The following is a 22,178-nucleotide window of genomic DNA, read 5'->3' on the forward strand; positions in this document are numbered from 1 at the left end:
CCCAGCTAGCCGATGTCCACCGGATTGACTTGGATGCGCAGCGGCAGATCCTGCTTCGCCGTCGTCCACGCCACCGCGCCGGCCCGCAACGCCTTTCCCAGCGCGGTCCGCCCGGCAAGCGGGGTGCGCACCAGCATCCGCTGCGCAGGCCCGAGCGCTTCCCGGTTCCACTCGCCCGGCAGCCGCACCCCCGGCGGCAGATCCACCGGGCCGAGCAGCTCCGCGTGTTCCGGGAGCTCGGTGCGGGCGAAGAATTCCTCCATCCCGTCGCGCGGGGCGTCCACCACCGCCACGTGCACCGCCGGCGGGAAGCGTGCCTCGCGCCGCAAGGAAAGCTCTAGAGCCGCGAACCCGGGCGCGTCCCAGCGGATCAGGTGCTGCACCACGGGCAGGGAGGGCTCGGCGACCACGACGACTTCCCCGCCGGCACTGTGCGGCTGCACCAGCGTGGCCGCCCCCATCCACTTGGCAAAGGTGTCCTCCACAGCGCGCAGGTCCGGCCGCTGCATCAGCGCCCAGGCGTCCAGGAGCACCGCCGCACCGTAACCGCCCTCAACGTGCGGCTCCGCGCCAGGCGTGGCCACCACCAGTGCCGGGCCCGCCGGCACCTGCGCACGCACGTTGTCCCCGCCGGAAGTGATCACCTTGTACTTGGCAAACGCTCGGCCGAGCTCTTCAGCCGTGCGCTCCGTGCCCAGCACCACCGCGCGTAGCCTGCGCGAGCCGCACGCCGGGCACACGTGCGCGGGGTCCATCCGCCCGCACCACCGGCACGTCGGCGCCGCCGCCTCGCCGCCTGAGGGCAGGCCGAGCGGCCCATTGCACCACCTGCAGCGCGCCGGCGTGCGGCACTGCCCGCACGCCAGCGACTGGATGTAGCCGGTGCGCGGCACCTGGAACAGCACAGGCGCCCCGCGCTCCAATGCCTTCGCCGCCGCCTGGAACGCCGACGACGGCAGCCGGGCCTGCTTCGCGCGCGGGTCGCGCTCCATCTCATAGTCCGAATCCCCCGCCGCGTGAATGTAGGGCGAGCGGGTGCGCAGGCTCTGTCGCGGGGCGACCAGCTCGTGCATCCATCCGGACTCCACCAGCAGCTGTGCCTCGGCCGTACGGGCGTGCCCGCCGATAATCAGCGAGCATCCCTCATGCGCCGAACGCGTGGTCAGCACCTCACGCGCGTGCACGTACGGCGCGCGCGGATCCACCAAGTTGTCGTCGCCGTCGAACATCAACGCCGCAAAGCGCAGGTTGTGCACCGGGGCGAACGCCGCCGAGCGCGTGCCCACCACGATTCGGCCCTGCCCGTGCAGCACCGACAGGTAGCGCGAGTACCGCGCTTGCGGGCCCTGCGAGGCAGTCAGCGTGGTCACCTGCCGCGCGCCGACGATCTCCTTCAGCGCCGCCTCGCACGCGTCCACGTCCTTCTGGTCCGGCACCACGATCAGCGCGCCCGCTCCGTCCAGCGCCACCTTTGCCGCCAGCGACGCAAGTGCGGCGGCCCAGTCGTCCCCCGGCGCCACCTGCCACGCAGCCCGCGCAATCTTGCCAGCCACCACCGCGTCCACGAACGACTCGCCGAAGGTGTACGCCGTCCACGCCGACAAGTCCGGCTCACCGGCCTCCCCCAGCTCCTCCCACGGCGTGGAATTGTCTGTCTCCTCCGCCTTCGCGTGGCGCGCCGGGATGGCGGAGCGGTAGATATCGGATCGCACGCCTGCGTAACGGTCCGCCAGCGCGTCGATAAGCTCCCGCGTCTTCGCGGGCGCCACAACCTCCGGCGAGATGACGCGCTCGATGAAGCGCAGCGACCCCTCGTGCCTCGATACCGAGACGCGTTCGAGCACCACGGCATCCACGAGCCGGCCCGCGAAGCGCACCCGTACCCGCACCCCGGGCTGCGCCGCGTCCGCATCCTGTGAAGGCACCAGGTAGTCGAAGGGCCTGTCCAGGTGCGCCAGCCCGAGCATGGGCAACACTCGCGCGACGGGGGCTTCGGCGGCGGGCGTGTCAGACATGACCCCGGATTCTAAACCACCACCCGACACTGCCATTGAGCGCAATCGCACCAATCCCCAGTTTCAGACCCCAATGGAGTACTAATAAGACTGAAAGTTTTCCCCTTACGCGCGTTTGAAAGACCCCACTGCCCCATGAAACGCCTGCTCGTAGCAGCCACTTCCGTTACACTCCTCGCCGCCGCAGCGCTCACGCCAGCGCCTGCCACCGCGGAGCCCGTCAAAGTGACGCAATTGGCGCGGTTAGGAGACGCGAAGATCATTCCCGGCCACTCCTTCGGCCCCGTCCTGGCGCAGGGGGCAGGTTTGCCTATCGACGGCAGCTCCGCCTTCATCACCGGTTCCTCCGACCGCGCCCGCAGCGCCGCGGAAGACGGCTGGCGGCGCGCCTTCAACGGCCTCCCGGCGCAGGTCAAGCAGGCCGTGCCTCCGCACCTGCGCCCGCCGGAGCCGGCGAAGCCAGCCGAGGTCACCGTCGCACCCGCGCAGGAGCCTTCGTCCTCGCCGGTGCCGCCCAAGTGCTACAACTGCGTCGCCATCACCTACGACGACGGCCCGGTGCCAGGCAGCACCGAGCGCCTGCTGGACATTCTCAAGCGAAAGGGCGTGCACGCCACCTTCTTCGTGGTTGGCCGAAACGCCAACGCCCACCCGCAGATCCTGCGACGGATCCGCGACGAGGGCCACACCATCGGCAACCACTCCTTTTCCCACCCGGACCTGGCCCGGCAGTCCGACGGCACCATCGCCGCCCAGCTGGACGACACTGATGCCGCGCTGAAGAATCAGGCCGGCCTCGACCCGCACTGGATGCGCCCGCCCTACGGCTCCCACGACCCGCGCGTGGCCTCCGCCGCCGGTGCTCGCGGCATGGCGCTGGCCGTGTGGGATGTGGATACCGCCGACTGGCAGCACCGCAACCCCGCCACCACCTGCAAGCGTGCGGTGGACGGCGCGCGCGAGGGCTCCATCATCCTCATGCACGACATCCACGAACCCACCGTCGACGCGGCGGAGTGCGTCATCGACGGTCTGCGCGCCAAGGGGCTCAATCCCGTCGGCCTGGACGAAATGATCGCCCACCCCGAGGCGGGTCACGTCTACACCCGCGCGGATTAGTTCCTATACTCCTGCCCGTGACTGAACAGCAAGACAACGACAGCCGCCAAGGGTGGGTCAAAGCCATCCCGTATGCCATGTTCGCTGCCTACGCCCTCGGGCCCTTGCTGCTCATCCCGTTGGTGGGCAACCCGTGGGTCATGGTCGGGTTCATTGTCGCGGTGGCCATCATCGCCGGGCTTGTCGACGGTGTCGCGTTCCGCCCCAACTGGTCCCTCCCGCTGCTCACCGGTGTGGGCTTTTGGATTGCCAAGGCCCTGTACTTCAACGACGGCACGTTCATCTATTCCATCGCCGTGACGCTGATCTGCGCGGCGGCAATGTGGGTGGGGGCGTTGGTGGGCGGCAGCTCGTCGAGAAGCAAGGCGGAGGCCTAGCCGATGGAAACCTGGAGCCTGAACCACCCCGAGTACGGCCTGATCGAGGTCAGCGTCGGTTTCGACCGCGACTTCGCCGCCGAGGATTCCAGCTGGCCCGGCGACGAGGCGGACAAGGCGGGCACCCTGGCAACGGCGGAGAATTCTTTCAAAGAGCGGATCACACTGTGGTCGATGAACCCCACCGAGCGCATGGAGGTGCGCGTCGACGGCGAGGTGCAGCACCGCTACAACGACGTTGCAAGCGCCCGGCTGCCGCTGTTCGGCGACGGCCCCGCAAACGAGTTGGAAGCACCGGTGGGGCTTGGCACCAACCGCAAGAAGCCGCACCTGAAACTGCGGGTGAGCAGCTTGGATGAGCTGCTCAGCGTGGAGTTTCGCGAAGGCGACACGGTGGTGGAGTTCGACCCGCCCGCCGGCTCCCGCGGCGCGCACCGGCGCGAAACCATGGAGTCCAGCGAGCTCAAGCGCACCCTTATCCCAATGGCGGAAGGGCTGGGCAAGGGCGGCTGGGCGCTCGCGGTGCTGGTGCTCGGCCCGATCGTCTCCCGGTTTATTCGCTGGCTGCTTGGGTTCGTGCCCGACTGGGATCTGCCCGACCTGCCCGACTGGCAGCTGCCGCACATGGACCTGCCGGTGCCGTCGCTGCCCGATTTCAACCTGCCGCTGCCCGACATCGACGTGCCGGAGCTCAACCTTCCGGAGGTGCCCGAGTGGGCGCTGTGGCTGCTCGAGTACTCGAAGATTTGGGTGCCGGTTCTCATCGGCATCGTCGTCGGAGTGGTCGCGCTGCGCAACCACCGGCGTTCCGAGCAAGAAAAAGCCGCCTGGCAGGAACACCAGGCGGACAAGACGCCGGAGACGGACTAGACGCCGGCGGCGGCCTTCAAGTCGTCGACCTTGTCGGTGCGCTCCCACGGCACGTCGATGTCCGTGCGGCCGAAGTGGCCGTACGCGGCGGTTTGCGCGTAGATCGGGCGCTTGAGGTCCAGCTCGCGGATGATCGCCTCAGGGCGCAGGTCGAAGACCTTCTCCACCGCCTGCTGAATGCTCTCGTCTGTCTGGCCCTCCGTGGCGGTGCCGAACGTCTCCACGTACAGCCCCACCGGGTTCGCGCGGCCGATGGCGTAGGCCACCTGCACCTCGACGCGCTCCGCCAGGCCCGCGGCGACGATGTTCTTGGCCACCCAGCGCATCGCGTACGCGCCGGAGCGGTCCACCTTTGAGGGGTCCTTGCCGGAAAACGCGCCGCCGCCGTGACGGGCCATGCCACCGTAGGTGTCCACGATGATCTTGCGGCCGGTCAGGCCGGCGTCGCTCATGGGGCCGCCTTGGATGAAGGACCCGGACGGGTTGACCAGCACCTTGGTGTCCTTACGGTAGTAACGCTGAAGGTCCGCGTCCTTGAGCACCCAGTTGATCACGTGCTCGCGAAGCGCAGCCTCCAGCGTCTTGCCGGTGAAGTCCGGGTCGTGCTGGGTGGAGATGACGATGGTGTCGATGAACGCCGGGGTCTGCCCGTCGTAGGCGAAGGTCACCTGCGTCTTGCCGTCCGGGCGCAGACCTTCCACAATGCCCTCGTGGCGCACCTGGGACAGGCGGCGCGCCAGATGGTGCGCCGTAGAAATCGGCAGCGGCATGTACTCCGGGGTCTCGTTGGTGGCGTAGCCGAACATCAGGCCCTGGTCGCCCGCGCCGGTCTGGTCGTCCTCGCCGGTCGAGGTGTTCTCGCGGACCTCCTGCGAGGTCACCACGGAATCGTGGATCTCCGCGGATTGGTCGCCGATGGCGATGTTCACGCCGCAGCTGCGGCCGTCGAAGCCGACCTCGGAAGAGTCGAATCCAATCTCCACCAGCTTTTCGCGCACGATCCGCGCGATGTTGGAATAGGCGGAGGTCCGCACCTCGCCCACGACGTGTACCTGGCCTGTTGTGGCGAGGGTCTCCACAGCCACCTTCGCGTCCGGATCCTGGGCGAGCATGTCGTCCAAGATCGAGTCCGAGATCGCATCGCAGATTTTGTCGGGGTGGCCCTCAGTGACCGATTCGCTTGTGAACAAGCGGAAGTACGTATCAGTGGACAAAGCAGTCTTTCCTTTGCATCTGGGCGGAGGGATTATGTTCCGGCGCGCCTGCTGGGTGGCTCAGCTCTGTGCAGGCTGAAACGGAATCGGCACGTCGTTAAGTCATGCCAACGATAGACCAAGCTGTCTAAATGTGCAATGTCACTGCGAGAGGCGCTCAATCGCGTCCCAAATCCGGGCAGCGACCTCGTGCTTGGTGCCGTCCGGGATCTCCTCCTCGCGGCCGTCGGCGCTGAGCAGCCAGCCCCGGTTACGCGCCTGCCCAAAGACACCGCCGCCCGCCACGGAGTTGAGCATGAGCATGTCCGCGCCCTTGCGCTTGAGCTTCGCGCGGCCGTTTTCCAGTTCGTTGTCCGTCTCAGCGGCGAAACCGATGATGGTCGCGGCGGTCTGACCCGCCTTGCGCATCTCCACCAGGCCCTTGAGAATGTCCGGATTCTCGGTGAGGCGGATCGTGGACAACGCGTCGTCCGCCTGCCCCTTCTTCAGCTTCGTGTCCGCTTCCGCTTCTGGACGGAAATCCGCCACCGCGGCCGCCATAATCACCACGTCAGCGTCCGGCGCGCGATCCGCCATCGCCTGCTGCATCTCGCGGGTGGAGCCGACCTCTATCACCTTCGCGCCCGACGGCGGTTGAAGCTCGTCGGTCGCCCCCGCCACGATGGTCACCTTCGCTCCGCGTTGCGCGGCGATGTCGCCGAGGGCGTAGCCCTGCTTGCCGGAAGAGCGGTTGCCGATGTAACGCACCGGGTCAATGTTCTCCTGGGTGCCGCCGGCGCTGATGAGCACTCGTTTGCCCGCAAGTGTTGGGGCGAATGCTTTCGTGCGCACCACGGTGCGGGCGAGCTGGGCGATCACGTCCGGCTCCGGCAGGCGCCCGGGACCGGTGTCTTTGCCGGTGAGTCGCCCGTGCGCGGGCTCGAGCACCGTTATTCCGCGCTCGCGCAGCGTAGCGACGTTCGACTGCGTGGCCGGGTTGAGCCACATCTCCGTGTGCATCGCGGGTGCCAGCACCACCGGGCAGGTGGCGACGAGGATGGTGGAGGTGAGCAGGTCGTCCGCCCGTCCGGCAGACACCCGGGCCATAAGGTCCGCGGTCGCGGGCGCGACGACAATCAGGTCTGCCTCCTGCCCCACCCGCACGTGCTGTACCTCGTCCACGCGGGTGAACACGCCGGTGTCCACCGGGTTGCCGCTGAGCGCTTCAAACGTCGCTGCGCCGACGAAGTTCAACGCGTTTTCTGTTGGAATGACGCGCACCTCGTCCCCAGCCTCCTTGAAGTTGCGGACGAGGTGGCACGCCTTGTACGCGGCAATTCCTCCAGAGACTCCAACAACAATACGCAGCGGGTGGGACGGGTCTAGGGCATCGCTCATGACGCTTAAGCATACAAAACCGCCGCCGCCCAGCAGCGTTGCTGGGCGGCGGCGGTTGCCTATCGGGCGCTAGTGCAGCGCAGGAGGCATGAGGGGAGGCTTACTGGCCTTCCTCGTGCTCGAGCAGTCCTGCCTCGATCTCACGCAGTGCGATCGACAACGGCTTCTCGCCCGGTTCTGGGGAGACCAACGGTCCGACGAACTCGAAGACACCGTCCTCGGAGTTCTGGTAGAAGCTGTTGATCTGGCGGGCACGCTTCGCTGCGAAGATGACAAGCGCGTACTTCGACGACACCTTCGTCAGAAGCTCGTCGATCGGGGGCGCCGTAATGCCCTCCGGAGTGTCGTAAACGCTCTCCCGCTGGGTGGTTTCCTCAGCAGTGGACGTCTCGGACAAATCCTGTGTTGTGTTGCTCACGTGTAACCCACTCGCTAACTGTTGTTGGAAGATGTGCCTTGAAGAATGCCGGCGATGGTCGCCACTGCCGTATCCACGTTGTCGTTGACCACCACGGTATCGAACTCACCCTGAGCGTCTAGCTCCTCGCGGGCTGTGGTGAGCCTGCGCTCGATCACCTCAGGAGTCTCCGTGCCGCGCCCGGTGAGGCGCTCCACAAGAATGTCCCACGACGGCGGCGCCAAAAACACAGTCTGTGCTTCCGGCAGCAGGCGCTTGATGTTCCGGGCACCTGCTAGATCAACCTCGACCAGGACAGGACGCCCCGCTTCCATAGCTTCCTGCACCGGACCGGCTGGCGTGCCGGAGCGCTGCAGGCCTCCATGGATGTCGGCCCACTCCAGCATCTCTCCGCGGTCGATACGGCCCTGAAAGTGCTCGGGGGTGACGAAGAAGTAGTCCTTGCCGTCCACTTCACCCGGTCGCGGTGCGCGGGTGGTCATGGAGACAGAGAAATACAGGTCCGGTACGGCACTACGAAGGCCGCTCACCACCGTCGACTTTCCTACCGCGGACGGGCCGGCCAGTACGACCAGCTGCCCACGAGGAGCCACCCCGGACACGCTTAGTTCTCTTCGTAGCCGAAGCGCTCGAGCAGTGCGCGACGCTGACGGTCGCCGAGGCCGCGCAGACGACGGGTCTGAGCAATCTCCAGCTCTTCCATGATCTCGCGGGCCTTGACCTTGCCCACCTTCGGCATAGCCTCGAGGAGTGCGGAGACCTTGGTCTTGCCGATGATCTCGTCGGTGTCAGCCTTGTCCAGCACGTCCTTCAGCGTGGTCTCGCCGCGCTTCAGGGATGCCTTCAGCTCAGCGCGCGCCTTGCGTGCCTCTGCCGCCTTCTCAAGTGCTGCCTTGCGCTGCTCATCGGTCAACTGTGGAAGTGCCACGTGTTCCTCCATGTGATAGTTACGAACATTTATCCAGTCCGACATGTGCCGGATCCGGGGCGCACTCCGCCGAATGTCATCGGTGCAATTCGCCACGTTCGGCACAGTCTAACACTGCTTTTTCTTGCAACGGTGCAGCGGAGAGCGCTGAGAGGCGCATTTCTCCACGTCACCGTGCGACGGAATTAAACTACCAGGGATTTTGCCAGGCGGTAAATAGACCCTAGCCTCTCCCCTGTTTCCCCAGGTCAGATACACGTTTGCGCAGCTCAGCGATATCTGGACCTGCGGTGAGTACCGAGCGGGACACGCTGGGGAAAACGAGGTGCCCAACTTCACCCGCGATGGCTTCCGCGTCGGCAATTGTCGCGCCCTGTGCGCCCACACCGGGCATCAACACCGGGGCGTTGAGGCGGTCGAGCATGGGCGGATGTTCCACCGTTGCGCCGACAACAACACCGACGTGCCCGATGGAATCGTCGTCAGCCCGGTTGTATTCCGCGCACTCGTCCACCATCCGCTGTGAAAGCATCTTCCCGTCGATAGTGCCGGTTTGCAGGGCCGCAGCTTCAGGGTTCGAATTCGCGGCCATCACAAAAACGCCTTTACCGTGCTGGGCCGCCAATGCGATTGCTGGGTCAAGGGATCCGACTCCGAGGTAGGGCGTCAACGTCAACGCGTCGGCCTCCAGCGGTGCGCCCGGCTGCAGCCACGCCGACGCGTATCCCGCCATCGTGGATCCGATATCGCCGCGTTTCGCATCCGCGATGACCAAGGTGCCGCTTGCTCGCAGCTGCGCGAGCGTGGTCTCGAGCACCGCGAATCCGGCCGAACCGAAGCGCTCGAAGAACGCCACCTGCGGCTTGACCACCGCGGCGTGACCCCCGAATGCCTCCACGCAGGTTTCAGCGAACGCGCGCAGGCCCTCGACGGTGTCGTTAAGCCCCCACTGCTCCAGCAGGGCGGCGTGCGGGTCGATGCCCACGCACAGACGGCCGTGCTCCTGCCCGGCCTCAACGAGGCGCTGGCTGAAGGTCTGCGCGGCCATTACTTCGTCTCCGTCTTGCCGTGCTCGAGCTCTTGCAGGCTGGTCACGGAGAATTCCTTTGCGCGGGTCGCCTCGATGCCCTGCACTGCGGCGGTAACACCCTGCACGGTGGTCATGATGGCCACGTCTGCGATGACGGCTGCCGCGCGGATGTCGTAGCCGTCGTGGCGCGCGCCCGCGGAACCCGCCGGGGTGTTGAGCACCAGGTCGATCTCGCCGTCGAGGATGCGGTCCACAATCGACCTGCCTTCGGCCCCCTCACGGACCTGGGATCCCTTGAGCACAACCTCGCACTCGATGCCGTTGCGGCGCAGCATCTGGGCGGTGCCCTCCGTCGCCAGGACCTTAAAGCCCATGGTGGACAGGCGCTGAATCGGGAAGATCAGCGTGCGCTTGTCGCGGTTAGCCAGCGAGACAAACACGGTGCCCTCGGTGGGCAGCTCGCCGAACGCCGCGGCCTCCGCCTTGGCGTACGCCACGCCGAAGGACGGCGCCAGGCCCATGACCTCGCCGGTGGACTTCATCTCCGGGCCGAGGATGGTGTCCAGCAGCGCGCCGTCCGGGCGGCGGAAGCGGGTGAACGGCAGCACCGCTTCCTTCACCGCGATCGGGTGCTCCATCGGCAGCGAACCGCCGTCGTAGTCGGACGGGATCATCCCTTCTGTACGCAGCTGCGCAATCGTGGCACCCATCATGATGCGCGCTGCGGCCTTGGCCAGGTGCACGCCGGTGGCCTTGGACACGAACGGCACGGTGCGCGACGCGCGCGGGTTGGCTTCGATGACGTAGAGGATGTCGTCCTTGAGCGCGAACTGCACGTTCATCAGGCCCTCGACGCCAATGCCGTGCGCGAGAGCTTCTGCGGAACGGCGGACCTTGGCAATGTCGTCTGGCCCCAGCGTCATCGGCGGCAGCGCGCAGGCTGAATCGCCGGAGTGGATGCCGGCTTCCTCGATGTGCTCCATCACGCCGCCGAGGTAGACGTCCGTGCCGTCGCAGAGCACGTCGACGTCGATTTCGATGGCGTTGTCCAAAAAGCGGTCCACCAGCACCGGGTGGTCCGGGGACAGCTCGGTGGCGCGGTTGATGTAGTCGCGCAGGTTGTCCTCGTCGTAAACAATCTCCATGCCGCGGCCGCCGAGCACGTAGGAGGGGCGCACCAGCACCGGGTAGCCGATGCGGTCTGCCACCTCGCGCGCGCCCTCGAAGGTGGTGGCGGTGCCGAATGCCGGCGCCGGCAGGTTCGCGGCGTCGAGCACCTTGCCGAACTCGCCGCGGTCCTCCGCCATGTCGATGGCCTTGGGCGAGGTGCCCACCACGGGCACGCCGGCGTCTTCAAGCTGCTGCGCAAGCCCCAGCGGGGTCTGGCCGCCCAGCTGCACGATCACGCCGGCGACGGTTCCGGTGGCGGCCTCGGCGCGGTAGATCTCCATGACGTCCTCGAACGTCAGCGGCTCGAAGTAGAGGCGGTCCGCGGTGTCGTAGTCGGTGGAGACGGTCTCCGGGTTGCAGTTGACCATCACGGTCTCGTAGCCCACGCGCGACAGCTCCAGCGCAGCGTGCACGCAGGAGTAGTCGAACTCGATGCCCTGGCCGATGCGGTTCGGGCCGGAGCCGAGGATAATCACCTTCTGCTTGTCGCTGTCGCTCGAAGCAGCATCAGAAGCAACAACCTCAGACTCGGCGTCCGGGTCGAGCTCGTAGGCGGAGTACAGATACGGCACCTTCGCGTCGAACTGGCCGGAGCAGGTGTCCACCGTCTTAAACGTCGGGGTAATGCCCAGCGACCAGCGCAGCTGGCGCACACCGGACTCCCCCGCCAGCTCCGGGCGCAGCGCGGCGATCTGCGCGTCTGACAGTCCAAACGCCTTCGCTTCGCGCAACAGCTCGGCGTCGAGCACCGGGGCGTCGAGAAGCTGCTGCCTAAAGTCGATGAGTGCGACGAGCTCCTCCAAGAACCACGGGTCGATGCCGGAGGCCTCGTACACCTCGTCCACGCTGGCGCCGAGACGCAGCGCAAGCTCCACGTCGTAGAGGCGCTTGTCGGTGGGCACCTTCAGATCCTCAAGAACCGCCGCGACGTCGGTGGCGCGCTCGCCGGCGAAGTACTCGTCCGGGCGGGTCCAGAAGCCGTTCGGCTTGTCCTCCATCGAGCGCATGACCTTATTCAGGCCCTGAATGTAGTTGCGGCCGATGCCCATGGCCTCGCCCACAGCCTTCATGGACGTGCCCAGGGTCTCGTCGGAGCCCGGGAACTTCTCAAAGGCAAAACGCGGCATCTTCACAATGACGTAGTCCAGCGACGGCTCCGCGAGTGCGGTGGTCTCGCCGCCGGTCATGTCGTTGGGGATCTCGTCGAGCGTGTAGCCGATGGCCAGCAGGGTCGCCACCTTCGCAATCGGGTAGCCGGTGGCCTTGGAGGCTAGCGCCGAGGAACGCGACACGCGCGGGTTCATCTCGATGGTGATCATGCGGCCGTCTTTGGGGTTGATGGCGAACTGGATGTTGCAGCCGCCGGTTTTCACGCCGACCTCGCGAATGATGGCCTTGCCCTGTTCGATCATGGTAGTGACCTCGGGCTCGGTCATGGTCAGCACCGGTGCCACCGTGACGGAATCGCCGGTGTGCACGCCCATCGCGTCCACGTTTTCGATGGTGGCGATGGCGATGCAGTTATCCGCGGAGTCGCGGATAAGTTCCAGCTCGATTTCCTTCCAACCCAGGATGGATTCCTCGATCAGCACGTTCGCCTCCGGCGAGGCCACCAGGCCGTCGCCGGCGATGCGGTGCAGATCATCCATGTCGTAGGCCAGGCCGGAACCGAGGCCGCCCATGGTGAACGAGGGGCGCACCACGCACGGGAAACCCAGCTCAGCGACGGTTTCCTCGACCTCTTCCATGGTGTAGCACACGCGGGAGCGGGCGGATTCGCCGCCGATTTTCTCCACGATGTCCTTGAACTTCTGGCGGTCCTCGCCGCGCTCGATGGCCTCGATATCCGCGCCGATGAGCTCCACGCCGTGCTTTTCCAAAATGCCGAGGCGGTCCAGCTTGATCGCGGCGTTCAGGGCGGTCTGGCCACCGAGCGTGGGCAGGATCGCGTCCACCGGGTGGCCCTGCTCTGCCTCGCGGGCGAGGATCCGGTCGATGTAGCCGGGCTCGATCGGTTCCACATAGGTGTGGTCGGCGAACTCCGGGTCGGTCATAATCGTCGCCGGATTGGAGTTCACCAGCGTCACCCGCAGGCCCTCGTTTTTGAGCACGCGGCACGCCTGGGTGCCGGAGTAGTCGAACTCGCAGGCCTGGCCGATCACGATCGGGCCGGAGCCGATAACCAGGACGTGGTGTAAGTCGTTGCGCTTCATGTCTGTATCTCCTGGTCTTTCTCTTAGGCTTCGTGCTTATCGACGGTGACCTGGCCCCGCACCGTCTTTCCATCGCGGGCAGCAGTGGCCAGGTGGCGGACGAGCTTCCGGGTGTCCACGCCCCACAGGCCGGTAACAGCCTGCGCCGCAAGCTCTTCGGCCAGGGTGCGTTGGGCGTTGTGGTTGGAGGCGATGCGCGCGACGTCGCACACGATGACGGCTGCGGCGGTGATCTCGGTGCTGCCGGACGCGCCCTCGCCGGTCCAGCCGACGTTGCCCACCTGCGGGGAGGCGAAAACAAGGATCTGGCCTTGTCGCTCGGCCTCGCACAGTTCGCGCTCGTAACCGAACATGTCGGTGGTGAAGGCGACCTCGCCGGCGATCTCGTCCGAGGTGTCCGCTGCGGGCGTCGCCCCGAAGATGAAGCCGGGGAAGGCGGAGCCGTCGTCAAGCACGAGCGTTGCGCGCGTGCGCTGGGGTTGTGCGGTGGTGTTTTCAGACATGGTTTACGCCTTCTTTGCGTCGTAGGTTTGGGTGCCGCGCAGCCAGGTGCCAACCACGCGGGCGGAAAATTCGATGCCTTCGTACGGGGTGTTGGATGCCTTGGACGCCATCTGCTCGCCGTAGGCGGTCCACGGCGATTGCGGGTCCACCAGCACCAGGTTGGCCGGCTCGCCAACGGCGATCGGGCGGCCCTGGTCTTCCAGGCGCAGGATCTCGGCCGGCCGCTCGCTCATGACCTTGGCCACGAAGCGCCAATCGGCGTCGCCCGGCTCCACGAAGATGCGGTGGACCACAGCCAGGGAGGTTTCCAGGCCGAGCATGCCGGGCTTGGCGTGCTCGAACTCCACGCACTTGTCCTCGGAGCCGTGCGGGGCGTGGTCGGTGGCGACCACGTCGACGGTGCCGTCGAGAAGCGCCTGCTTTAATGCTTCGGCGTCGCGGGCCTCGCGCAGCGGCGGGTTCACGCGGAACAATCCGTCGTAAGTGGCCAGCTTCTCGTCGGTGAGCATGAGGTGGTGCGGGGTGACCTCGGCGGTGACGTCGATGCCCTGGTTCTTGGCAAAGCGCAGAAGCTCCACGGTGCCCTCTGTGGAGGCGTGGCACAGGTGGTAACGGCCGCCGTAGTCGCGGGTCATGATCGCGTCGCGCGCCACGATGGACTCTTCCGCCACACGCGGCCAGCCGCGCAGGCCCAGTCGCGCGGCCTGCTCGCCCTCGTGGGCGACGGAGCCTTCGGTCATGCGGTGGTCCTCGGCGTGCTGCGCGAGAACCACGTCGTGCGCCTTGGCGTACTCGATGGCGCGGCGCATCAGCTGCGGGTCGTTGACGCACTTGCCGTCGTCGGAGAACATGCGCACGCCGCTGCGGGACATCAGCCCGATCTCAGTGAGCTGCTCGCCTTTCAGTCCCTGGGAGATGGAGCCGACCGGGTAGACGTCGCACTTGCCGTACTCCTGGCCCTTCGCCCACACCGCCTCGGCGAGGAACGGCTGGTCGATCACTGGGCTAGTGTTGGCCATGGTGAACACGGCGGTGAACCCGCCCTTGGCCGCGGCGTCGGAACCGGTGGCGATGGTCTCGGTGTCCTCTCGGCCCGGCTCGCGCAGGTGCACGTGCATGTCCACCAGGCCCGGCAGCAGCACGTTGCCCCCGCAGTCCACGACCTCGTCCGCGTCGTCGAAGGGGTTCTCCCCGACCGCGTCGATCACGCCGTCGGCGACGTCGATGAGAATGTTGGTCACGTCCTCGCCGTACGGGCGAACGTTGTTCAAAGCGAGCGTGGTCACTTGCTAGCTCCTTCCTCGCTGCCGCCCTGCTCGTCAGAGCCGGCGAGCAGGGTAAACAGCACGGCCATGCGGGTGTAAACGCCGTTGGACACCTGGCCCAGCACTACGGCGTTGTCGCGGTCCGCGACGTCGAAGTTGATTTCCATGCCGCGCAGCATCGGGCCCGGGTGCATGATCAGCGCCGAGTCCTTCATGCGGTTCGCGCGGTCCTTGCTCAACCCGTAGAGGGTGGCGTACTCACGGTGCGACGGGAAGAACCCGCCGTGCATGCGCTCAGCTTGCACGCGGAGCATCATGACCACGTCAGCCTGCTCAACCTCCGCGTCGAAGTCGTGCGACACGCGGGCCGGCCAGTACTGCACGCCGGTGGGCAGAAGCGTCGGCGGAGCCACCAGCACGACCTCAGCACCGAGCGTGTGCAGCAGGTCCACGTTGGACCGGGCCACGCGCGAGTGCAGGATGTCGCCGACGATGAGCACGGTCTTGCCCGCCACGTCGCCGATGTGCTGGCGCATGGTCACCGCGTCCAACAGCGCCTGGGTGGGGTGCTGGTGCTGGCCGTCGCCGGCGTTGACGATGCTGGTTTCCGGCAACCACTGGCGCAGAAGCTGCGAGGCGCCCGAGGCCGGGTGGCGCATGATGATCGCGTCCGCGCCGATCGCCTCGAGGGTGGCGGCGGTGTCTTTGAGCGACTCGCCCTTCTTCACCGACGACGAGGACGCGGACAGGTTAATCACGTCCGCGCTCATCCACTTGCCCGCAGTCTCAAACGACGACCGGGTACGGGTGGAGTTCTCGTAGAACAGCGTCATCACCGTGCGGCCGCGCAGGGTGGGCAGCTTCTTTATCTCGCGGCCGTCCAGGGCTTCGCGGAAGCGGTCCGCCTCGTCCATCAGGCAGACAATGTCCTCGCGGGTAAGGTCCGCGATATCGATCAGGTGCTTCATTTACGCCTCCCTCGCCAGCGTGACCCGGTCCTCGGCGTCGAGCGGCGTCAGCGACACGGTGACGTCCTCGTCCTTCGAGGTGGGGGTGTTTTTGCCCACGTAGTCCGCGCGGATGGGCAGTTCTCTGTGGCCGCGGTCCACCAGCACCGCCAGCTGGATGGCTGCGGGGCGGCCGATGTCGCGCAAGGAATCCAGCGCCGCGCGGATGGTGCGGCCGGAGTACAGCACGTCGTCGACCAGGATGACCACTGCCCCGTCAATGTCCACCGGGATGTTGGTCGGACGCAGGGCGCGGTGTGGGCGGTTGCGCAAATCGTCGCGGTAGAGCGTCACGTCCAGGCTGCCCACGGGGATAACCACCCCGGAAAACTCCTCAACGGCTTCGGCGATGCGCTGCGCCAGCGGCACTCCCCCGGACGGAATTCCCAGCAGCACAACCTGCGGACTGGTCTCATCGTCCAACGCCGTCTTTTCGATGATCTGGTGCGCGATGCGTGCAACAGTGCGGCCGACGTCTTGAGCGTTCAGCAACTCAACGGTCGACCGTTCGTTCTCACTCATCGAACCTCCTTCCCCGCCTCACAGTGCGGAATTTAAAGGATTTCGAACCGGCCCCGCCTGCCGGGGCCGTGTGTAGTCTTGGGACCGCGTTTCACTTTAGCACCTGCATGTATCAACCGGGAAGGATTCCATGGGCATCCACGCCGAGTACACCCTCCCCTTCGACCGCGACACCGTCTGGCGCTGGCACACCCGCCCGGGCGCGGTCACCCGCCTTACCCCCGGCTTCCTGCCGATGCGGGTGGCAAGCGAAGCGGCGTCGATACGCAGCGGCACCACAGTGTTCCGCCTCCCCGCGGGCCAGAAGTGGGTCGCGCGCCACCTCGCCGACGGCTACGTCGCGGGCCACCAGTTCACCGACGTGGCCGCGAACCAGCCGGTGCGCGCGGCCACCGGTTGGCGCCATGTGCACCGTTTCGAGGACGCGGGCGAGGGCACATTGCTTATCGACGACGTCAGCGCCCGCATCCCAGAGTTCGCGCTCCGCCCCGCCTGGGCTTACCGCCAGCGCCAGCTGGTGGAGGACCTGCGGTTCATCGCTTCCCTGCCTCACGCCGCCCCGAAGACGGTGGCTATGACCGGCTCCATCGGCCTCGTCGGCACCCACCTGCGCGCGCAGCTGACCACCGCCGGGCACACCGTGGTCCCGCTGGTGCGCGGACAGGCGGGTCCCGGCGAGCGGCACTGAGACATGGACAACCCGGCAGCTGACCTGCTAGCCGGCGTGGACGGGGTGATCCACCTCGCGGGCGAAACCATCATGGGACGGTTCACCGAAGAAAAGAAGCGCAGCATCCGCGACTCGCGTGTGGAGCCCACCCGCAAACTCGCCCGCCTCGCCGCGGACTCGGGAGTGAAGGTTTTCGTGGGCGCCTCGGCCGTGGGCTATTACGGCACCGATGCCGGCAGCGTGCCGCGCACGGAAGCTGACGGGCCCGGCGAAGGGTTCTTGGCCGAGGTCTGCGACGCGTGGGAGGACGCCGCCAACGCCGACGGGATGCGCAGCGTGCACATCCGCACCGGGCTAGCGCTGTCCAGCGCGGGCGGGCTGCTGCCGGTACTCAAGGCCAGCGTCAACGCGGGGCTCACCGCACAGTTCGGCCGCGGCGATTTCTGGATGAGCTGGGTGGCGCTAGACGACCTCACTGACTATTACATGCGCGCCCTGCTGGACAAGACGGTCTCCGGGCCCGTCAACGCCACTGCGCCAGAGCCGGTGACCAACGCCGAAATGTCTTCCACCCTCGCCCGCCTGCTGCGCCGGCCGGACCTGTTTCCCATCCCGACGTTCGGCCCGAAACTGCTGCTGGGCGAAGAAGGCGCGCACGAGCTCACGCTGGCGGACCAACGTGTCCTGCCCACCGTGGCGGCGAAGCACGGCTGGCGGCTGCGCTACCCCAGCCTCGACGCAGCCCTGCGCCACGAGTTGGGCCGCGAGCAGCTGCTAGTCTCGCAGGCGTGACTACAGATCAAACCGAAGAGCCCGTCCAGCCGAGCGAGCACCCCGAACGCAACGTGACCGAGCAGGTCACGCCCGAGGCCGTCGCCGCGATCTTCGAGGAGGAAAACCTCGAGTACCGCATCGAAGACCAGGCAGTGCGCTCCGGCTTCATCAACGCCGCCATCGTGGTCGCCATCGACGGCGACCACCTCGTGTTCGAAGCACTGTGGCGCGGCGAGTTCCCGCGCGAAATGGCGCCGAAGGTGCTCTACGCGTGCAACGAGCACAACCAGACTCACTTCGCGCCCACCCTGCGCTTCTTCGAACGCGGCGAGGACCAGCTGGCCATCAGCGCTATCCGCGCGATGCGCATCGCCGAGGGTGCGTCGTTCAACCAGCTCGGCGCGTTCATCGCCAGCTCCATCGACACCACGTTGCAGGCCTTCGACTTTTTGAAGAACACTTTCCCCACCGTTGTCACCTGGGAGGAGCCGCAGTAATGAGCAACGCAACGCTCGTGACCATCGACCGCGTGATCAAGGCCATGGCCGGCCACGACGTGGAGGTCTCCGACGACCCCTCGGGCCGCGCGGGCCACGCCAACGTCAACGGCTACAACCTGCTGTTCGTCCTGCTGGATTCCGTGCTCATCGTTCGCGCGGACTCCGTCACCGACACCCCGGCGGACACCCCGGACGCCACTTTGTACCTGGCGGCCAACCAGGTAAACAGCTCCTACCTGGATGCACGCGCACTCGTGGTCAACCGCACCGAGAACCTCGTCGTGCGCACCGAAGCTGAAGTCCAGGTGGGCGCGGGACTCGCAGACGACCAGCTTTCCAATTCGCTCAAGGCCGCCGTCGACGGCGTGCTGGCCACCCAGGACGCGATGCGCGCGCTGGTCAGCGAGATTCAGAAGCAGGCCCAGGCCGCCGGCGTCGCCCCGTCGGGCGACGACGACAGCGCGAACTCCGCCGACTAGGAGTTCGCCAAACGCTCCAGCTCAACCTCGGGATCGAAATCGGCGGCAGGCCACTCGAGGTTGAGCGACTTCAGGGCGTCGAAAAGCAATGCCTTGACCACCGTGCGGCAGTACTTCTTGTTGTCGGACGGGATGCAGTACCACGGCGCGACCTCGGTGGACGTGCGCGTCATGGCGATCTGGTAGGCGGCCATGAACTGGCTCCACAGCTTGCGGTCGTCGATGTCGCTCGGATTGTACTTCCAGTGCTTATCCGCGCGTTCGATGCGCTCTTTGAGGTTCTCCGCCTGGAACTCGCGCGAAATGTGCGGCATCACCTTGATGATCTTCGTGCCGTTTGCGGCGAGCTCGTTCTCAAATTCCACGATCGCGCCGTAGCGTCGCTCGATCTCCTCCGGCGGCGCCATCTGCTTCACGCGCTGCACCAGCACGTCCTCGTAGTGCGAGCGGTCGAACACCGCGATCTGCCCCGGCTTGGGCAGGTGCGGAGTGAAGCGCCACAAGAAATCGTGCGCGGCTTCCTCCTCCGTCGGGCGCCCGAACCCCTGGACGTGCACGCCCTGCAGGTCCATGGTCGCACCGATGACATTGCGGACAATGCCGCCCTTACCAGAGGTATCCATTCCCTGGAGCACCAACAGGATCGAACCGGCGTCCTCGTTGCCCGCGCGGCCGTTGGCAAAGAGCATCTCCTGCAACTCGTCCAGGTCGTCGTCGTAGTCGTTGAACGCGTCGTCGACATCCGAGACACCTGGCGTGGCTTCCGGATCCACGTCCGCGAGCTGAAAATCGGGGCTCACGAAAAACTGCTTGGCTTCTTCGACGGTGAGTTTGGACATGTCGCTTCCTTTTCGGTGGTCTTCGGTCTGGAAGTCGAGTAAAGGAGGTCGAGTACGCCGCTCAATGGGCGTGTACTCGACCTCCTTTACTCGACTTTTTGCCGGGCCCGGTACTAGCCGCGGGTCCCGTCCGTCGCCGGTTCCCCGGCCTCCAAGTCTTCGGTGGACTCGGCGATCTCGTGAGCCGTGGCTGCGTCGGTGTCCTCCGTCTGCTCCAGCCCGGAGTCTTTCGAGTGCTCATCGGTGGGGGCACTATCGTCCTCTACCGGGTAGGCGTCTTCCGCGCCCTCGCCGGCAAACGGCGAGTTGGAAGCCGCCCGCTGCGCGATACCGTCGAGCACAACGTTGATGTAGGGCGCGGCCTGTGCGCCGGAGTACTCCGCGGCCATCTCCACGCCCTCGGCGATTGAGACCGGCGCATCCACCTCGTCGTTGAACAGAATCTCCCACGCCGCGACGCGGAGAATCTGACGGTCTACGGCTGGCAGGCGGAACAGCTCCCAGTCCTCGGAAAGGTGGCGCTCGATGGCATCGTCGAGGTCGTCCAGCTTCTCCGCGGCGCCGGCGACGATGGTGCGGGTGTAGTCCGCAACCGGGGCGACGGCGTTGAGCGGGTTCTGGGACAGCTGGGCGCGGTCCTCCACGATAGAGACCGGGTCGATGTCGCGGGTCTCCGCCTCGAAGAGAATGTCTACTGCCCGGCGGCGCGCACGGTAACGCGCGCCATGTCGTTTGTAATCGGGCATTAGTTGTTCACGCGGGACAGGTACTCGCCGGTGCGGGTGTCCACCTTGACCACGTTGCCGGTCTCCAGGAACAGCGGAACCTGGATCTCAGCACCGGTCTCCAGGGTGGCCGGCTTGGTGCCGCCGGTGGAGCGGTCGCCCTGCAGGCCCGGCTCGGTCTGCTCAATCTTCAGGTCCACGGAGATCGGCAGCTCCGCGAACAGCGCGTCGCCCTCGTGGAAGGAGACCTGCACGCGCATGTTCTCCAGCAGGAAGCGGGCGGCCTCGCCGAACTTCTCTGCCGGCAGCTCGAACTGCTCGAAGGTCTTGTCGTCCATGACAACGTAGTTGGTGCCGTCGTTGTACAGGTAGGTCATGTCGCGGCGGTCAACGGTTGCGGTTTCCACCTTCACACCAGCGTTCCAGGTCTTATCCACGGTCTTGCCGGTGACAACGTCCTTGAGCTTGGTGCGCACGAACGCCGGACCCTTGCCGGGCTTGACGTGCTGGAACTCGACAATCTGCTGCAGCTTGCCTTCGTTCTTCAGCACCAGGCCGTTCTTGAAATCGGCGGTAGTTGCCATGGTAAGTACCTTCCTCCTGGGAGTATCGGGGCGTGTGCAAACACAGCAATGTTACAGCACGGTCAAATCCTTGGTGTACTCCGTGATCACCTTCGGCGCCGCCGAGGTGATGATGAGCGTGTCCTCGATGCGCACGCCGGCATTGCCGGGAATGTAGATGCCCGGCTCGATAGTCAGCGTCATGCCCTCTTCCAGCACGCCGGAGCCAGTCTTCGCCGCGCTGGGTGCCTCGTGCACGTCCAGCCCCACGCCGTGGCCGGTGGAGTGCACGAAGTACTCGCCGTAGCCCGCCTCCGAGATCACGTCGCGGCAGGCCTTGTCCACGTCCACAAGCTTCGCCCCCGGCACCGCGGCTTTCACACCCGCGAGTTGAGCGGCGAGGGTGACCTCGTAGATCTCGCGCTCAAGGTCGCCGATGTGCCCGATCGCGAACGTGCGGGTCATGTCCGAGTTGAATCCGAGGCGGTGCATGCCGAAATCGATGGTGACCAAATCCCCCTCCGCGATCATGCGGTCACCGGCACCGTGGTGCGGCTTGGCGGAGTTCGGTCCGGAGGCGACGATGGTGTCGAAGCTGACGCGCTCCGCACCGAGGACGCGCATGCGGTACTCCAGGTCGGCAGCGACCTCGCGCTCGGTGCGGCCGGCGCACAGCTCCCCGGCCTCCAGCAGCCCCTCGAGCGCCTCAACTGTCAGCTCCGCAGCCTCGGTCAGCCGCGTGAGTTCCAGGTTGTCCTTGATCAAGCGGATCTCTTCGATCACCCCGCTGACAGGCACCAGCGTGACGCCCTCCGGGCACGCCTCGCGCAACTTCTCCAGCTGGGCAACCGACACATAGTCCGCCTCGAAGCCAACACGGTGGCCCTCGGTAGCCTTGGACAGCATGGCCACGCCGACGTTGCGCTCAATCGTGGCCGCAATGTCGGGCACCTCCTCGCCGATTTGTGTGGTGTAGCGCCCATCTGTGGCGATGGCGGCGGTGCGGTCCTTCGACACCAGCATGGCTCCGTTCGACCCGGCGAAACCGGACAGGTAGCGCACGTGCGTCAGGTGCGTGACCAGCATGTCGTCGATCCGGCGCTCCGCCAGCTTCGTGGACAGTTTGCGGCGGCGGTCCTCAAATCGGGTGTCTGCCAATGCCATCAGAGCCTCCTTGCGTAGTAGTCGAGTGCGAGCCGGTAGCCGTCCACCCCCAGCCCCGCAATAACGCCTTCGGCGATCGGCGAAAGGTAGGAGTGCGCCCTAAACGGCTCGCGTGCGTGCACGTTGGAAATGTGCACCTCGATAAAGCCGTGGTGATCTTCCAGTTCTACCAGTGCGTCACGCAGCGCGACGGAGGTATGGGTAAATCCGCCGGGATTGATGACCACGGCCCAGCCGTTGTCCGCAGCCTCGTGCACCCAGTCGATCAACTCGCCCTCGTGGTTGGACTGGCGGCATTCCACCTCCACGCCGAGCTCGCTGCCGCGCTCACACAATTGCTTTTCGACGTCCGCCAGCGTGACCGACCCGTAAATCTCCGGCTGCCGCTTGCCCAGCCTGTTCAAGTTCGGCCCGTTGAGCACCAGAATCTTCATC

General features: G+C 66.3%; 22 protein-coding genes and 1 pseudogene. 6 read left to right on the plus strand and 17 right to left on the minus strand.

Annotated elements, in window-relative coordinates; all coding sequences use genetic code 11:
* Positions 1-5: 5 nt before the first annotated feature.
* A complete protein-coding gene (locus HMPREF2791_RS01330; protein WP_070843937.1) occupies positions 6-2,015 on the minus strand; it encodes a primosomal protein N' in 2,010 nt (669 codons plus the stop codon).
* Positions 2,016-2,150: 135 nt separating this feature from the next.
* Between HMPREF2791_RS01330 and HMPREF2791_RS01335 the strand changes: the two genes are divergently transcribed.
* The 3 genes from HMPREF2791_RS01335 to HMPREF2791_RS01345 are packed head-to-tail and all read left to right on the plus strand — an operon-like array spanning position 2,151 to position 4,381.
* Positions 2,151-3,134, plus strand: coding sequence for a polysaccharide deacetylase family protein (locus HMPREF2791_RS01335; RefSeq protein WP_070843939.1), 984 nt, complete (start codon positions 2,151-2,153; stop codon positions 3,132-3,134).
* Positions 3,135-3,151: 17 nt separating this feature from the next.
* Positions 3,152-3,511 (plus strand): hypothetical protein, encoded by a 360-nt coding sequence (locus tag HMPREF2791_RS01340; protein WP_141764881.1) that lies wholly within the window; start codon positions 3,152-3,154, stop codon positions 3,509-3,511.
* 3 nt (positions 3,512-3,514) lie between these two features.
* Positions 3,515-4,381, plus strand: a complete 867-nt coding sequence (locus HMPREF2791_RS01345) for a hypothetical protein (protein WP_070843942.1) — start codon at positions 3,515-3,517, stop codon at positions 4,379-4,381.
* Here the strand turns inward: HMPREF2791_RS01345 and metK are convergent.
* The 11 genes from metK to pyrR form a co-directional block, all read right to left on the minus strand.
* A complete protein-coding gene (gene metK / locus HMPREF2791_RS01350; protein ID WP_070474028.1) occupies positions 4,378-5,595 on the minus strand; it encodes a methionine adenosyltransferase in 1,218 nt (405 codons plus the stop codon). The two genes, HMPREF2791_RS01345 and metK, sit on opposite strands and share 4 nt — an antisense overlap.
* 141 nt (positions 5,596-5,736) lie before the next feature.
* Entirely contained in the window at positions 5,737-6,972 is a 1,236-nt protein-coding gene (coaBC, locus tag HMPREF2791_RS01355; RefSeq protein ID WP_070843943.1) for a bifunctional phosphopantothenoylcysteine decarboxylase/phosphopantothenate--cysteine ligase CoaBC, read from the minus strand.
* A 100-nt stretch (positions 6,973-7,072) separates the two neighbouring features.
* Positions 7,073-7,369: a DNA-directed RNA polymerase subunit omega gene (rpoZ, locus tag HMPREF2791_RS01360; RefSeq protein WP_070843945.1), complete on the minus strand. Its 297-nt coding sequence runs from the start codon at positions 7,367-7,369 to the stop codon at positions 7,073-7,075.
* Between the two features lie 35 nt (positions 7,370-7,404).
* Positions 7,405-7,992 (minus strand): guanylate kinase, encoded by a 588-nt coding sequence (gmk, locus tag HMPREF2791_RS01365; RefSeq protein ID WP_070843946.1) that lies wholly within the window; start codon positions 7,990-7,992, stop codon positions 7,405-7,407.
* Positions 7,993-7,994: 2 nt separating this feature from the next.
* Complete coding sequence (gene mihF / locus HMPREF2791_RS01370; RefSeq protein WP_034999332.1) at positions 7,995-8,318, minus strand: integration host factor, actinobacterial type; 324 nt, start codon at positions 8,316-8,318, stop codon at positions 7,995-7,997.
* A gap of 223 nt (positions 8,319-8,541) precedes the next feature.
* Positions 8,542-9,366 (minus strand): orotidine-5'-phosphate decarboxylase, encoded by an 825-nt coding sequence (gene pyrF / locus HMPREF2791_RS01375; protein ID WP_070474476.1) that lies wholly within the window; start codon positions 9,364-9,366, stop codon positions 8,542-8,544.
* Positions 9,366-12,731, minus strand: a complete 3,366-nt coding sequence (carB, locus tag HMPREF2791_RS01380) for a carbamoyl-phosphate synthase large subunit (RefSeq protein ID WP_070843948.1) — start codon at positions 12,729-12,731, stop codon at positions 9,366-9,368. The genes pyrF and carB overlap by 1 nt, the downstream gene beginning before the upstream one ends.
* Positions 12,732-12,754: 23 nt before the next feature.
* Positions 12,755-13,234 carry a carbamoyl-phosphate synthase domain-containing protein gene (locus HMPREF2791_RS01385; protein ID WP_070843949.1) on the minus strand — a complete coding sequence of 160 codons (480 nt, stop codon included), beginning with the start codon at positions 13,232-13,234 and terminating at the stop codon, positions 12,755-12,757.
* A 3-nt stretch (positions 13,235-13,237) separates the two neighbouring features.
* Positions 13,238-14,521: a dihydroorotase gene (locus HMPREF2791_RS01390; RefSeq protein ID WP_070843951.1), complete on the minus strand. Its 1,284-nt coding sequence runs from the start codon at positions 14,519-14,521 to the stop codon at positions 13,238-13,240.
* Positions 14,518-15,468, minus strand: coding sequence for an aspartate carbamoyltransferase catalytic subunit (locus HMPREF2791_RS01395; RefSeq protein ID WP_070843953.1), 951 nt, complete (start codon positions 15,466-15,468; stop codon positions 14,518-14,520). The genes HMPREF2791_RS01390 and HMPREF2791_RS01395 overlap by 4 nt, the downstream gene beginning before the upstream one ends.
* Positions 15,469-16,029 (minus strand): bifunctional pyr operon transcriptional regulator/uracil phosphoribosyltransferase PyrR, encoded by a 561-nt coding sequence (pyrR, locus tag HMPREF2791_RS01400; RefSeq protein ID WP_070843955.1) that lies wholly within the window; start codon positions 16,027-16,029, stop codon positions 15,469-15,471.
* Between the two features lie 130 nt (positions 16,030-16,159).
* On the opposite strand from pyrR, the pseudogene HMPREF2791_RS01405 reads away from it, so the two are divergent.
* From HMPREF2791_RS01405 to HMPREF2791_RS01415, 3 genes and pseudogenes are all read left to right on the plus strand, one after another.
* Positions 16,160-17,491: pseudogene (locus HMPREF2791_RS01405) on the plus strand (TIGR01777 family oxidoreductase).
* Positions 17,488-17,970 carry a YbjN domain-containing protein gene (locus HMPREF2791_RS01410; RefSeq protein ID WP_239306413.1) on the plus strand — a complete coding sequence of 161 codons (483 nt, stop codon included), beginning with the start codon at positions 17,488-17,490 and terminating at the stop codon, positions 17,968-17,970. Before HMPREF2791_RS01405 ends, HMPREF2791_RS01410 begins: the two are co-directional and overlap by 4 nt.
* Complete coding sequence (locus HMPREF2791_RS01415; RefSeq protein ID WP_070843957.1) at positions 17,970-18,452, plus strand: YbjN domain-containing protein; 483 nt, start codon at positions 17,970-17,972, stop codon at positions 18,450-18,452. Before HMPREF2791_RS01410 ends, HMPREF2791_RS01415 begins: the two co-directional genes overlap by 1 nt.
* Here HMPREF2791_RS01415 and HMPREF2791_RS01420 read toward each other — a convergent pair.
* The 5 genes from HMPREF2791_RS01420 to aroQ all read right to left on the minus strand — a co-directional run bounded on the left by HMPREF2791_RS01420 (position 18,449) and on the right by aroQ (position 22,177).
* The gene (locus tag HMPREF2791_RS01420) at positions 18,449-19,291 is read right to left on the minus strand and encodes a PPK2 family polyphosphate kinase (RefSeq protein ID WP_070843959.1); all 843 of its coding nucleotides are present in this window, start codon (positions 19,289-19,291) and stop codon (positions 18,449-18,451) included. The two genes, HMPREF2791_RS01415 and HMPREF2791_RS01420, sit on opposite strands and share 4 nt — an antisense overlap.
* Positions 19,292-19,404: 113 nt before the next feature.
* Positions 19,405-20,037, minus strand: a complete 633-nt coding sequence (gene nusB, locus HMPREF2791_RS01425; protein WP_070843961.1) for a transcription antitermination factor NusB — start codon at positions 20,035-20,037, stop codon at positions 19,405-19,407.
* Positions 20,037-20,600 (minus strand): elongation factor P, encoded by a 564-nt coding sequence (gene efp / locus HMPREF2791_RS01430; RefSeq protein WP_070474453.1) that lies wholly within the window; start codon positions 20,598-20,600, stop codon positions 20,037-20,039. The genes nusB and efp overlap by 1 nt, the downstream gene beginning before the upstream one ends.
* Before the next feature lie 51 nt (positions 20,601-20,651).
* Positions 20,652-21,743, minus strand: coding sequence for an aminopeptidase P family protein (locus HMPREF2791_RS01435; RefSeq protein WP_070843962.1), 1,092 nt, complete (start codon positions 21,741-21,743; stop codon positions 20,652-20,654).
* Complete coding sequence (gene aroQ / locus HMPREF2791_RS01440) at positions 21,743-22,177, minus strand: type II 3-dehydroquinate dehydratase (RefSeq protein WP_070474449.1); 435 nt, start codon at positions 22,175-22,177, stop codon at positions 21,743-21,745. Before aroQ ends, HMPREF2791_RS01435 begins: the two co-directional genes overlap by 1 nt.
* Position 22,178: the final 1 nt, after the last annotated feature.

The sequence above is a fragment of the Corynebacterium sp. HMSC034A01 genome, assembly GCF_001838175.1.
Taxonomy (GTDB): Bacteria; Actinomycetota; Actinomycetes; order Mycobacteriales; family Mycobacteriaceae; genus Corynebacterium.